The 14,000-nt window shown below is 54.9% G+C and carries 9 protein-coding genes; 3 read left to right on the top strand and 6 right to left on the bottom strand.

The genetic code is table 11. From position 1 onward, the window contains the following. Positions 1-3: 3 nt before the first annotated feature. Positions 4-864: an HNH endonuclease family protein gene (locus ACWKV5_RS15600; RefSeq protein ID WP_483841960.1), complete on the bottom strand. Its 861-nt coding sequence runs from the start codon at positions 862-864 to the stop codon at positions 4-6. After that, complete coding sequence (locus ACWKV5_RS15595; protein WP_483841959.1) at positions 861-2,918, bottom strand: AAA family ATPase; 2,058 nt, start codon at positions 2,916-2,918, stop codon at positions 861-863. Before ACWKV5_RS15595 ends, ACWKV5_RS15600 begins: the two co-directional genes overlap by 4 nt. Positions 2,919-3,376: 458 nt before the next feature. Between ACWKV5_RS15595 and ACWKV5_RS15590 the strand changes: the two genes are divergently transcribed. Then, on the top strand, positions 3,377-4,564 hold the full coding sequence (locus tag ACWKV5_RS15590) for a phospholipase D family protein (protein ID WP_483841958.1): 1,188 nt from the start codon (positions 3,377-3,379) through the stop codon (positions 4,562-4,564). Between the two features lie 527 nt (positions 4,565-5,091). On the opposite strand, the gene ACWKV5_RS15585 is transcribed toward ACWKV5_RS15590, so the two are convergent. Genes ACWKV5_RS15585 through ACWKV5_RS15570 form a run of 4 tightly spaced genes read right to left on the bottom strand, consistent with a single transcriptional unit; the run spans position 5,092 to position 11,921 of the window. Then, positions 5,092-6,288, bottom strand: coding sequence for a DUF3322 domain-containing protein (locus ACWKV5_RS15585; RefSeq protein WP_483841957.1), 1,197 nt, complete (start codon positions 6,286-6,288; stop codon positions 5,092-5,094). Then, positions 6,288-9,668 (bottom strand): ATP-binding protein, encoded by a 3,381-nt coding sequence (locus ACWKV5_RS15580; protein WP_483841956.1) that lies wholly within the window; start codon positions 9,666-9,668, stop codon positions 6,288-6,290. The genes ACWKV5_RS15585 and ACWKV5_RS15580 overlap by 1 nt, the downstream gene beginning before the upstream one ends. 1 nt (position 9,669) lies before the next feature. Then, on the bottom strand, positions 9,670-10,467 hold the full coding sequence (locus ACWKV5_RS15575; RefSeq protein ID WP_483841955.1) for a DUF4194 domain-containing protein: 798 nt from the start codon (positions 10,465-10,467) through the stop codon (positions 9,670-9,672). Next, entirely contained in the window at positions 10,464-11,921 is a 1,458-nt protein-coding gene (locus tag ACWKV5_RS15570; RefSeq protein ID WP_483841954.1) for a DUF3375 domain-containing protein, read from the bottom strand. The genes ACWKV5_RS15575 and ACWKV5_RS15570 overlap by 4 nt, the downstream gene beginning before the upstream one ends. A gap of 212 nt (positions 11,922-12,133) precedes the next feature. Between ACWKV5_RS15570 and ACWKV5_RS15565 the strand changes: the two genes are divergently transcribed. Next, the gene (locus ACWKV5_RS15565) at positions 12,134-13,111 is read left to right on the top strand and encodes a ParA family protein (RefSeq protein WP_483841953.1); all 978 of its coding nucleotides are present in this window, start codon (positions 12,134-12,136) and stop codon (positions 13,109-13,111) included. Positions 13,112-13,289: 178 nt separating this feature from the next. Then, the gene (locus ACWKV5_RS15560; protein ID WP_483841952.1) at positions 13,290-13,907 is read left to right on the top strand and encodes a 3'-5' exonuclease; all 618 of its coding nucleotides are present in this window, start codon (positions 13,290-13,292) and stop codon (positions 13,905-13,907) included. Positions 13,908-14,000 lie beyond the last annotated feature (93 nt).

The raw sequence follows: 14,000 nt of genomic DNA, 5'->3' as shown, positions 1-14,000 counted from the left end.
CGCCTAAAGCCCAAGCGTCTTCAGGTGAGGCTCCAAATGAAGTTTAACGAGGGTGCGGGAGAAAGCTACGTAAGGCTCGCCAGGGTTCAACATGACCATTAGATCGGTGAGATCTTCGCCAGGGTCGTCACCTCTCTCTAGAGAGCGCTTGATGTTTCGTATGCAGCCCATCACGCTCCGGCGATGGCGTGCTCTGGCTTGCAGCAACTCCGCTCGAGCCAAACCGAGGTAATGAATGCTTGCTTCACCCTTCTTACAGACCTCACCATTCATTTCTACGGGCTCGACAGCTCCGTCATCGCGAAATACCAGGTGATCGTCTGGATCGTCCAAGCAGGGGTTCAGCAATAAGGGGACTTCGCCCTTCAGTGCTCCCGCCCGCTGCGCTCGGGCGCTGTGTGCCGCAACTGGGAAGAAATTTGACTTGCCGATCACTCGTCTCCGGTTGTCATAGTCTTCTTGCTCTCTTGGGCGATTACAATCTGCGCAGGAGATCAGTAGGTTGCTCCACTCAGCAGCCAACCACCAGTAGCCATCGTGCACCGGTGCGTTATTAGCAGCCCCCCTCTTTGATCGTTTCGCTGGCTTGGGCTTGAAAGGCAGCTCGACATCATTCGCGATTTTACCTTTGGGGCGGTAGTGCTCGATGTCGCCAGGCTGAGTGCCGAGCAGAGATGATTCGCAAAAAACACATTTGCGACCAAATATCTCGGCGAGCCTTTGACGCACTGATTTGGCTCTATACGTCTCAAAGCTCAAATCAACACCGGCAGCTAGTGCCTTGCGGTTTTCTCTGCGCTCGCGAAGGCCTGCTACCAACAGACCATCAGGGATGCTTCCGTTGGGGCGCTCCAATTTGATCATCTACCTTCCCCCTCATCAGCCGGAGTAGGTTTTGTCACCTTGGCCATCAAACTCTTTAGCCGCGCCACCGTGGCGTCAGAGAGCTCCCGAGCGCTCGTTGTTTTATGCGCAGGAGGCTCATCTTCTTCATCGGCGTCAAGGAGTTGCAGCGCCAGTCGCTCGCGACGCGTAGAACCCAGGTATCGGGCATCCGTCAGACGTTCGATGAGGGAGTCAAGCTCGGCCTGTTCTGCCTTGGTTCGCTTGCGTTTCTTTATGAGAAGCTCATAGCGCTGGATGATGAGATCCATATGCGGATCAACCGTGCTACGCAAACCGAAATGCTCCGAGGCAAGTAGCTGATCCACACGCAGGCCTGCAACGGAGGGCAGATCATCGAGAGCGTAGATCGCGCCAGTCTTATCGCGCATCAAGACAGCGACCTCCCCGTCGTAGAGTCCTCTCAGGCACAGCGGGTCATGAGTGCTGTATATGAATTGGGCCCTTGGGAAAGCTTGGCGTAAAGCGCTTAGGCACTGAAGTCTCCACGCGGGATGAAAATGATTTCCCAGTTCGTCGATTATTACGACGCCTTCGGCCGATTCGATGGAGGTCTCTGAGCGGAATAGCACCTTCATTATCTCCACTGCCATTCCAAGCATGGATTGGTAACCATCACTCAGCTCCCCGATGAGCCTCGCTTGAGATCCTCCGATTGAGAGGCGAACGCTTCCGCCCCTTCGATCCTGTACGACCTGCACGTGGTGCTCCTGCGGCATAAGACTCGAGAGCACCGAATTGACCTCATCGAGACGGTGTGAAGACAACTGCTCCAACCACTCAGCCGGATGGCTCAAAGGAAGGAAGGGATCAAATAGGTTGTCGATTTTTGCGTGAGCTTTACCAGCCTTGGGCTTATGACTTCCACGCGGTAGGAGCCGAGTGGCCCCGTAGGCCAACACCAGCGACCTCGAACCCTTTTCACTGAACATCAACGGCTGGTCACGGCCCAGCGTTATCGACACATCGTGCTCGGCGCCGACGATAGAAACCGACACGCCCCCTTGCAATGCGCCTTCGGAGAGGAGGTCATTGCTCGACAGCCTCATGCGTCCTGCGTAACTCTTTCCAGCGAGACAAAGCGCCAGGGCGCGTAAAACAGTACTTTTTCCAACCCCATTTTCTCCAAGCAGCGCAAAGCACGGCGCTCGAGGAGACTCGGAGCGGCTCAGGTCTAGATCGAGGTGCGCGACTGGCCCAAAGTTCGTTATCTGAATCCGTGACACGTACTGCGCAAAACTCCGATAGGTGTCAATGCCTTCGCCGGTTTCAGTATTTACTAAAGGCGTTTTAGAGAGTGGCCGATCCGTTCTCGCAGGAAACTCGTAGGTGGGTCTATGGATGTCGAGCAACTGACGCCAAACCGCACGATGTGCTCCACCACCACCAGCAGCTCGCGATACACGTTCATTATCTGTGGAAAAGCTGAAAAGTTTTGCTTGGTCGGCGCGTGCATTGACTAGTTGCTCACGATTGAGAGCAAACAATTTGATCGTCTGCTCGCCGATAGGACTGAGTGGCAAGACCAGCCCACCCTCAACGAAGCGCAGGTGCGAATCAGGATCATCACGGCATGGGTCGATGATCAGAGGTTTCTCCCAATGCACGATCTCGTCGTAGCTGAGGTTCGGCGGAGCATGCTCACCATCGACGGGGAACCGGTCAGCCTTGTAACGGTTACAGGTGGGGCATGCCCAATACAAATTGCGCCAGTCGAACGCTAGGTGAGCATATGGCTGCTCGCTTGCGTAGGCTCCCCGTCCACCTATGCGTCTGGGACGGAAGCGCTCAATTTCCCCCTTGTCCGTAGCAGTCTCGCAATAGCAGCAACTAGCGCGAAATGCATCGCTTAGAAGATCCACAATTTCCCGACGATGACGCTCCAATACTACTGGCATACCCCGCCCGGACTTAGTCGACACCCCTTCGTACCGAGCCAAAAGCTCATCCAGCGGAAAGTCGGCCTGGTAGCTAAGCAGAAAATCAGGACATGGTGATCTTTCGGTAGGGGTCATCCTTGGCTCCGTGCAGTTTCGTAAAAGTCGTCTATTCAGCCGCACTTCTCAGAAGGCCGCAACCTGAAGGTTGATTATCGCCACTACTGTTCGGCGCCCGTTCCAGGACTGTCGGCAGCCAAAGCGCGATCTTGACGTGGCGCTTAGCTCAATTGCTAACGCTTGCCGAACTTTTTCAGAGTGCTGCAGCCGCAGCTTGGTCGTTGTAACGGTCTAGGTGGTCGTCGCGACCTCGACTCTCAAGGCATACCTACCTTTCTCACCGGATAGCTTTATTTGACGCAGTGCTAAACCGGAGCCAGGTGTTCACCGGCTCCGCGGTTACGGCTCGTTGATTCCACCTGTAACGTCCGTTGCCTAAAATGGATTCGCATACATCAAAGCCTCTTCTACTAGCGAGCCCCGCTGTTAGGGCGAACGAATATATGATGTGCAGTCTCCATTCGGAATGCCGCCCAGTGAAACTGATCTCTACCAACACAGCTCTCAAATCCAATCTGCTGAGACTGATCAGGAGTTACGGCCATATCAGCTTCGGCACTGCATGGGCGTCTGCCAGAACGGACGTTTTCACGGAGTTGGTGAAGGCAAAGTCCAAAATAGCTACCGGGGTGATTGGCACACATTTCTACCAGACCCACCCCGATGTTCTTGACGAATTTGTGGAGTCCAACCAAGTCAGATTCGTTCTGCAACCTCAGGGGGTCTTCCACCCCAAAGTGTTTGCTTTCTGGACAGACGACAGCTGGGAGATTTTGATTGGCAGTGCCAACCTCACGGCAGGAGCAATCAACAAAAACACGGAGTTGACCACCCTCCTCACCTATAAGGACGGAACGCCTGAACTGCTGCATGATGTTTTGGACATCATTGGGAGCTACGGAGGCAGGTGCATTGTCCAGGAGGACGCCGATAGCTACCGCAGGATCTGGAAAATCAAGGCGCGGCTCAGGGAAAAACTTGAAGGTACCTACGGAGGGGTTCCTGCCTCCAAGCCCGAGGTTGAGTCGCCGGTGATGACGATGGATTGGCCGAGTTTCTACGCTGCGATTCAGAAGGACAAAATCCACGGTTTCGAAGATCGCCTGGCCATGTTGGATCAGGTCGCCAGTCACTTCATCAGTGCGCAGCACTTCAATGACATCCCATTTCAGGCGCGCCTTGGAATTGCTGGACTCAGGAGCACCGCCATCGATCACCCAGAATGGTTTGGATCAATGACAGGAGCGGGCAAGTTCTACAGCTTGATGAATGCCAGCGCCCCAGCCTTTTCCATAGCCCTAGACGCTATTCCCCTCAAAGGGGCGGTGACTAAAGATCACTACGACACCTTCATCAGGGAGTTCATCAAGGGCTTTCCATCCGGCAGGCATGGGCTGGGTACGGCGACTCGCCTGCTTTCCATGAAGCGCCCCGATGTTTTCTTGTGTGTTGATGCGCAAAACAGAGGGCAATTAGCGCGAGATGTAGGCATGGTACGAGCTGACAAGCTCGACTATGACCGCTATTGGCCAGAAGTCGTGGAGCGTATACAGGAAGCGCCTTGGTGGAAGTCACCCATGCCCAGCAGCGGTAACGAGGCTAAGGCTTGGCGTGCTAGGGCAGCCATGCTGGACGCAATATTCTATCATGCTAAGAAAAAATGACTGCGCCTTGCTGATCCCAAATGTGGGCCATTCCCGTTGCGGAGAACTGTAACGCAGGCACTCGTCAGGAGAGTGCTCGTTTGGTTCATGAGTGACGGCCAAAAAGTATTTCTCTGGCCCGCTTAGACAGTTCTGCAGATGCGCGCGCCTCGGACTACGATTGAATTGGTGCCGGACGTCCGATCGGATCGAGTTGCCCACTCTAAGCGCCAGCTGTATCAGTTGATCAGTAAAAGGATCGCTGCGCAGCTCAGAATTTCAGAGCATGCCCCGCTGATACTGCTGGTCGAGCTAGAGCCAGAGAATTGGGGGATGCCTGGTGGAGTGCCAGCGAGTGAGATCGACTTTGGATATGCTATATCCATCTGATATCGGTTTGCTTTTGCTCAATAGTCCATGGCATATGCCAACAACAAGACAGGCCTTCGGGCCTGTATCCGTTTCTAGGTGCTTTCAAAGCCAAGCGCCGATGCCGGCGAAATAACGAGCCTTTCCGGACTCAAACCGGGTTGCGTTGGAGACGACTATTACGATTTCGTGGTGCAGCAATTCGCCCAGCTGTATACCTTGGACAAAACATAATTCTGGGCAAGGTACTCTTGTTCCAAACGGATAATGCTTTGCGCAGATTTGATAAGCGACTCAAACAGCAGGCGCTCCTCCGACAGTAAACCCACAGCAGGAAGGTTCGTTGAGCGCGGCTCCTCCACGGAAAACTCCATGTGCGCCATTAAGGTCTCGTGATCCATCATCAAGGCCGTAATCCCTGGCAGTGCCTGCCTGGCGTGAGCAAGGATAGTCAGCCCCCAGCTGTCGATGTCTCCCCAATATGCTACATCCCGCTCGGCGAGCCATGGAGCCATACGCCATTGGGTGTTCCGGCCACCGCCAAAGATGGCGACCGTGTCTGGAAGTTCGGGCAAGGCGTAGCCGGGCTTGGTGTTCTCCACGACCAACACCCTGCGACCAGGTAATGGTCGCGCCAAAAACTCTTCGAGGGGAATCTGTAATACTGAGAAGCCACCCATTTGCTGCCTAAGTTCTGGACACAAGGGTCGAATATAGAGCCAGTTGCTCGGGGTTTGCAGGCAGCCGAGCCAGGCCTCCAGCCCACCGGCTTCACACAGTGCCCCATTGTGGATGACATCAAGCAAGGTGGTCAGCAGAGGTGTGTGCGTTTCCAGAAATTTGGTATCAATCCCTTGTACAGGCACCCCCCGCAGGTAACACCCATCCCCCATACCCTGACGCAACTGTGGCAGCACCTTCGCCATCTGCTGGGCAGCACGATGACTCATTTGCTCGACTACAAGAATCTGGCGAATGAGGGTGTCATACAGATTTCGATCCACTGCCAGAAGGGGTTCCATGAGTGCCGCCCAGATCTGAGAACGCTGGACGGCTGCCGGCCCGATGGCTTCAATCAACTCCTTAACATTCGAAAGATCAAGCCGCTCCGGTACCTCGACATCTCCCACCACTCGATACCTGCGGGTTACCCACTTAACCTGACTTGGCTTGCTCCATTGCCGCCAGGCGTTGACCCAGTTGTGGAAGTGGTCAATGTCCATCAATGCATCGCCAGCCGCTGGTGGCTTAAGCGGCAAGCTGATCGGAAAGCGCCGCGTGCCCTGCAGGCGCCCCCGTAGATTGGTTGCGTTATTCCACTCAAGGCGCTCGACCTCGCGCATGACCTCGGTCGGCAAACGCCCCCAACTGCGCATTAGCGTTGCTCCATCTGAATGCCCAGGCCTTCAGCGACCCCGGCCAATTGAGTTTGCTTGGCTTCCCGGCGTTCAGCGCTTTGCTGGTCGAGTTGATCCCAAGTGATCTGGCTCAGGCGACTTTCATGGCCATCGATCTTACGCTCGGCGATGATCAGAGAGCGGGCTGAATCACGAGCCAGGTTCAGGTTCTTGTAGGGTGTAATCAAGTTGACGTGAATTTTAAGCTCACGGAACACCCGCAGCACGCGGCGACTCACCTTATCGGCAGTGTTGGAAAAGGCTTCATCCAGGAAAACGGTGCAGTACATCGGGTGCGGAGCACCATCCGGGGTCAACACATAGGCCAAGCTTGCGGCCACGATGATGCCGGCAAACGATTCCTTCTCCCCACCGGACTTGCCTGAAGATGAGCGAAGCACATCACGCACGGCGCCGGTTTCCTTCACGATTTCGTTGGCATAGAACGTCATGCGATAGCGCGAATCGAGGAGGCGTTGACTTTCCAGGTTAATGGCGGTGGCTGAATTGGTAGCCTTTTCTAGCTTGCTGATCAGACTGCAAAGCTCTAGGAATCGAGCCTCGTGATCAACGCTTGAGGCATGTTTAAGCACCGAGCCCAACAGGGCTGTGAATTCTTTGACATGCGCGTAGTGCTCATCCTCATGTTTCAGCAGCAGAAACGTGCCGTGGTTGAACTCAGTACGCTCCAGCACTTCGTTGATGGTGGCGATTCGATCTTGAATGTCCTCACGCTCGTCATCAATGGCCCGTTGCATGCGGCCCAGGGACTGGGTGGTATTGTTGTTTAACCGCTGCTGGAAGCGTTCAACCAGATCCGGCAGGCCCTCGTTATTAAGCTTGTCGAGGTAGTCGATGTAATCCTGGCGACCCTCGATAGTCGTCAACCAGTCATTGGCAACCAACGGCCACTTTGTCTTGAAGCTGTTGATGATCGCGATCATGCGACCGTTGTAGTGATTCGCTCGTTTGTTAATCGAGTTCAATGCATCATCCAGGAACTCTCGCTGGGTTTTCTCCAGTTGATGGAGTTTATCCAGATGTTCCAAGGTAAGAATGCCAACACGCAGGGCCAGTGAGCTGCGCACCGTATCTACCAAGCCTGCACTGGCAGCCTGGGCTGCAACTTGACGACTTTTGTTGGCCTGCCGGATTTCCAACTCGAGCCCACCTACCTCTCTGGCATTTTGGTTTTGCGCAGTGCGGATTTCCTGGAGCTCTTTTTTAGCCTGTTCAAGCAGCGCTTTGGCCTTACTCAGATCGCTGTCTGGAGCATTGAGGGCCGCAAGGTCGTTCTTGAGGGTGTCCAGGTGTTGCTTGGCCAAAGTAACGTCGATTTGATCCCACAGGGTTTGAGCCACACGCTTCCAGATGGCCTCAGAGGCCACCAAGTTGTCCATTTCCTGACGTTTCACAGCTTCATCGGATCGGGCGGAATCGAGCCCATCCCGCAGGCGTTCCCCCTCTTCCTGCAGTGCTGCCAGCCGGCTGAGGTTGTTGAATCCGAGGTACCAGTTCTTTTTATCGTCGACGCGTGTCCCGTCCTTCTTCTCAAAACGCCCCTTCTCCATCTGTACCAGGCCCTCGCGGGTCATGGAGTAAGGGGTATCATTGAGCACTTCTGCGGAATCCACACAGTGCAGGTCGAAACGCGCCAGATGGCGCTTTAGCCAGTCACGATACGGGTGTTCTTTCCATTCCAGTTTGCGCAGGAATCCGTCGCCGAGGAACTCCGGGTTACGCTCGGTTATGCTGACAACCTGGACGCGAACATGCAGGCCGGTGTGCCGGCTGTTTACCCAGCCCGTAACCATGCGGAACTTGTCTTCGGGCACCAGCAACGTTGTCCGGTGGCCCCCAAGCGCCCGCTCAATAGCCCCGCGCCACGGCGCTTCGGTACTGCGCACATCGAGCAGCTCACCGATGAATACGACGCCATCCTTGTTGAGTTGCAGGCTCTCAACCATCTCGTCCCGCAGGCGCTGAAAGGCGGCGTCAATGTTGGAGTTGGGCCGCTTCTCGATTTCACTGATCTGGGCCTGCAGGCTCTTTATCAGCTGGGTAATGCCCGAGAGAACGCCACGCGACTCGCCGAAAGCATTTTTCGCGTCGTCAATCTGAGCGGGTAAATCAACCAGGACAGCTTTGGCCGAAGCGATGTTGTCCCGCACGGCGCTCGCCGTAAGCGTTTCAGCAAGCGCAAGAGCTCGAGTGTCCTTCTGATAGTCATGGGCCTTATTGGTCGTGGTCTGGTAGCCCTTCTCCGCATCCTCAACCTCACGCCGCAGGCTATCAAGGCGATCACCGCCCTGCTGCTGGTAGGCGTGTAAAAGTGAGATTACACGTTCCTCAGTCTGCGACACCGACTCAGCCAAACGCTTACCGTCCGACGTCAGGTCATCCAGCGAGCGATCCAGATCTTCACAGCGCAGTTCCCAGAGTCGGTTGCCCTGCTCGCCGAAGAATGCAGTCAACCCAGCGGCCTCTGAATTGACCTGCCCTTGCTCCTCCAAAGAACTCTCATAGTTCCGGTTATGGTCTGGCAGGATGCTCAGCACCTCCTTTTGCTGCTTGGCTGTATCCAGCTCATTGTGGACGGCGATCAGATCGTCGAATTCCTTGACAACCCCAGTAGCCAGATCGCGAACTTTGCTGGGCTCCAGCACCAGTTCACGGATCAGCGCTGTCAGGTCATCAATCTTCTTCAGACCCAATGCACGCTGCAGCAGCGCCGGCGCATTAGAGTTTTCCATGCGTAGCAGCCGGGTGAAATACTCTTGGTAGGCAGAAAAACTGTTGTCAAAGTGCTGAAGCATTGGGTCGTCATCGACATACTGCTTGAGCTGGCGCACGTTGTTGGAACCAAACTGCTGCAGGAGCACTTCCAGACTGACATTCCGCTTACCCACCAGGTAGAAACGCTTGAGGTCTGTCATGGAGGCGCCGGCCTGGCGAATCCAGAACATGGACACCAACGTGATCAAGGAGCCGTCGTCGGCCCGGTACAGGGCACGCAACGCGGTCATGGTGGCGCCATCGCGCTTCATCAGGTTGAGGGTTTGGGAACCGTCGTGGGCTGTCCCGTAATTACCGCGAATATAGGACATCAGGTTGCGATCTGAACGATCACCTTGCGAGGCTGCGATGTTGAATGACGTTTGCCCAGGTCGGTTGAGCAGCGCCATGTGCGCATCGATGAGCGTCGACTTACCCGCACCGTTATCACCGGTGATCAGGGTGCCTTCAGGGTCGATCACTGCCGTGTGCAACCCGTGGAAGGAACCCCAGTTGTAAACCGAGATCTCCGCCAGGCGGATCTGTCCTGTAGAGAATAGATCGCCGAAGCTGGTATTGGTCATGTCAGACATCGTCTTCTAACTCTTGTTGATCCATCACACTTCCCTGGTCAGCCAGCTGCTGGTACTCGCTTAGGAGGGTATTCAGGAAGTCGGCATTGACCACGTACCGAATGACCGGGGTGATTTCCAATCGGTCACCGTCGCCGCGCACATTCGCCAGCAGGCGCTTTTCGCGCAGCTTGGCTATAGAGCCATTGAGGGTCTTGCGCTCAAGAGCGCTGCTGTTGGTCAGCTTCAAGAAAGGGGTCATGAGTTCGGCAATGGTGTCGATATCGATCATCACCTTGTTCTCACCAATGACTTCCCGCTCTTGGTAGTACTTGCGCAACACCAGCAGCACCAAGGTGTCGTAAAGCGGCATGGTGCGTTTTCCAACCAGGCTTGAGCCATCCTCGTCTGTCAGATCCTCGAACTCGGATTCACTCAAGTCCTGCTCGAGCAGGATAGCAATGCCTGCTTTCTGGTCTAGCGTCATACACAGCAACATGTTGGTCAGATGAGCGGCGATGAGTGCTTGGTGCTGGCACAGCGCTTCAAAAGCCAGGCGTTTCTTTTCCGCCCGCACAACACCCGTGTTCAACAGTAGCCTCAGGGCCCGGCGAGCCTCCGCTGGCATGATGCCGTGGACAACCTCTGATTCACGTTGGACGGCCACCTCGTCAAGTTCGCCGGGCTCCTCCTGCTCCGCCAGTCCATCTTCCGGGTGTTCTGTAGTGGCCAGGGCCGGGACTGCCACCTGGCGGTAAGTGTCGAAGAGCGACGGTGCCAAAGCATCGTTGTTTGGGGCTTCACGGTTCATAGGGGGAGGCTCTCTAAATTCTCCGGGAACAGGTCGGCGCTCAGGAGTAGCACCGGAATTTTGGCACGTATGGTCTGGCCTTGTCGGTCAGCGACCACCAGATGCTCTACGCCCTCGAGGGAAACCGCTTCAATTGCTTTGGCGATGCGGACAAGGGCGACCAACTCCTCAAGCCCGCCCTGAATAGGGCGCAACTCGGCGATCTGGGCCAGACTCATCGGCCCTTGGCTTTTGAGCAGGTCGCGCATGGCTTCGGCCACCTCCTGAATCTTCACAGCCTCCAGACACTCAAGAATGGTGTCACTCACAGTGGTCTGGTTACTTTGCGGAACCACCTTGCTGGTATCCAGGCTGGCTTGCGGTTGCATCAGTCGAATGCTCGATGGCGAGCTAACCGAGAATGGCCCGCTGGCTACATGTACCTTCAGTGAGGTGCGTGGGCCAATGTCTTGATCCTTAAAGGTGACGGCCAGTTTTTCCAGTTGGCGCAACACCTGCTCGACTGCCCTGCGTTCGCTCTGAGCACCAGCTTCGACAAACGCCCTGAGGCTTTCCTGGGTGCGGCGACGTACCGAAATTACCCGCTGACTTTCGCGACTCAGCTCACGCACCAGATGTGTGAGAAAACGGATTTCTTGTGCATTCAGGTGGGATCTGGCAATCGGACGATCCAAAATCGACCGGATTTGCTCGCGGAATTCTACGCTCCGGTTCTCGTCGCAGAGGAGTCTGAAGAAGCCGTCAAACGCCTGACCAGCGTCTGTCTGCAAAAGTGCATCTTCATTATCCAGAAGGTTCTGGATGACCAGGCCACGACCGCCTTCCGATTCGATCATCTGAACACGGATGCTCTGGTCAAGTTGACGGATGTCATCCTCAACACGGCGAAAATCACCGGTTAGCTCGGAGGCCATCTGGTAGACACCGCGTACTCGCTCACGCTGTTCGGCACTGGATAGCTCGGACACGATGCCTGCTTCCAGCCGCAAGACTTCTTCATTCAGTTCTGCCAACCGTTCACGCAGTACGAGCAAACGCTCTTCAGCACTCGGGTTGAGAGCGACTGCTAGGTCTCGTACAGCGTCTTGGACTCGGCGTAGGTGGGTGGCTGATGTCGTGGTATCCCTGCTCTCAAGACCCTCGACAAATCGCAGTGCCTGATGAAAGGCGTCAGTACGGGTCAGGTGGTCATCATGCTCACGCATCCAGCCGGCATGGATCCAGTTGCGCAGGTGCGAGTTGGCGTTGTCTTGCATGCCATACGCTTCCTGCCAGGTCGGCAACTCCGCCTCAAGGGCGGCTTTTGCCCGTGCGAACAACACCTCCTGTTCGTCAACAAACAGGCTGTCGATGAACGCCAGGATGATCGGTGCCGAATCTGCACGCAGCAAGCGCCAGGCGGACTGTTCACTATGCAAACGACGATAACGCGCTTGCTTCTCGTACAAACTCATCGAACCTCCCTAGCCGGCAGTCTTGCAGCGCGTTTTACAGGATTGATTTGAGTCGCAATTCACGGTTGGGCAGCCTACGCCATAGATCAGCCAACAAGGTGCAACATTTTAGGGATTGAGCCACTCAACAACCTGCGTTTCCTCCCTTGCATTCCAGCACACATTGACTTAATGTCAATATCATTCTTTAAGAATTGATTATGGGTCAAGTTATGAAAAACGCAGATTTGCTGAAACAAGCCATGAAGTGCCTCAACCTGACCGGAGTTGCTCTCGCTGATCAGGTCACGGCATTGCGCGAAGACGGGAAGCGTACAGCCCCAGAAACCATCAGCCGGTGGCTGAATGGAACCAACCCTGTCGATCCTTGCCTGATGGGTTGGGTGACCGAACGGGTTAGGGCCAAGGTTCGAGAGATCAACAAGCCGCGGTTGACCTTCCCTGAGGATAAAGGTGTGGTCATTGCTGTCACGAACATGAAAGGCGGCGTCGGCAAGACCACCGTGGCAGAAAACCTGGCAGCGATCTCAAAGCTCACCTTCGGGCTCACTACCAGCTTTCACTATGCCGCGACCCCGGAAAATCGCAAGTATGCGAGTCACTCTATCGACTCGATGAAGAGCCTATACATCAAGTGCCCTGATTTCGAGCCTGAAGAAATTTTGGCCTACACCCCTGCTCCAAATGAGGTGATGATCGTCGACGTATGTGGCGGGCTGGTCAGGGATTCGCTTGACGTCGATGGGGATAACCTCATTCCTATTGAAAATGGTTTCCTCAACCGGTTTCGGCCCGACATTTATATCGTACCAACCAATGTAGAAAGTCTCACCGACATGGACTCGACAATGCGCCTGATCAACTCAGGGGCACTGAAGGCCAGGCTACAGGTTCTTCACCGCCCTCGGTTCATGAGCATGGATTTTCATGCAACGGCTTCGAAAAGCGGCCTCGATCTCAACAGCGACATCGTGTGCCCGTTTTTCATTCCAACCAGCCCCTTCAATAGCAGGCACATCCCCGTAGACTTCATGAGCGGTTGGCGGGACGAAGTCCAGGAGCACTATCACCACCAGCTTTTTACTCACATCGTCGAACTCCTCGACTTCACCTTGCTCAATGTGGACGAGCTGATGGATGAGGTTAAAACCATGAATCTTGAAGGCCTCCTGGATATCGTGACTGGATAAGCTTGCGATGATAGTAACGGGCGAGCGTGGATGCGGGTGTTACTCGGGGAGGTGCCCCGCCAAAGGCATGGAAGAGCGAACTTGCTTACTGCTCTATAGTTTTTCCCTTGCGCCAATGCTGCATCGGGTAGATAGCACGGTGTAACCTGAACAGACTCCAAGTAAGGTTTACCCTGCCATGAGCATTGAAGCAAAACTCCTTCATCTCCAAGCTATCCAAAACCTCCTCGCGCCATACCGTTATCTGTATTGCGTAGACCTTGAGGCAACCTGCGATAAGGTAAGCGAGTCGAAATCACCAAGGCCGCTTGCAGTTGTCCCTGATCAGATGGAAACGATCGAAATTGGCCTGGTCGTGATCGATCTGGAAACACTCGAGATGGTCGATGAATTTCAGCGTTTCTTCCGTCCTCAAATCAACCCCATCCTTACCGATTTCTGCAAAAATCTGACATCCATTCAACAATCAAATGTGGATAATGCAGCATCCTATGCGGAGGTTGGCCAGGAGCTAGGAGCGTTTATTGCGCGACACCCAAATGCAGCTTGGGCATCGTGGGGTGACTATGATGCAAGGCAGCTTGAACGCGATGCTGGGCTTGCTGCGTGCCCTTCCCTGCTCGCCGGCCTGCAGCACTTCAACGTGAGGAAATGGCATAAAGGCCTATACGACAATCAAGAGAAGGGTCTTAAGCAAACGGTAGAGACTATGGGCCTAGTTTGGCAGGGTACATATCACCGAGGAATCGACGATGCCAACAACGTTGCATCTATCATCAAGGAGATACTCGGCTGATTATGTGAGCCGGGCCCATTGGCCCGAAGGAGCGATCTCTCCATCCACTGCACACCACCGCATAGCCGGTTAAGCGATGACTCGAGCGTAGAA

The organism is Pseudomonas oplopanacis (genome assembly GCF_057128725.1).
Note: the sequence above shows the minus strand (reverse complement) of the source record. Positions and strands in the feature narration are given on the sequence as shown.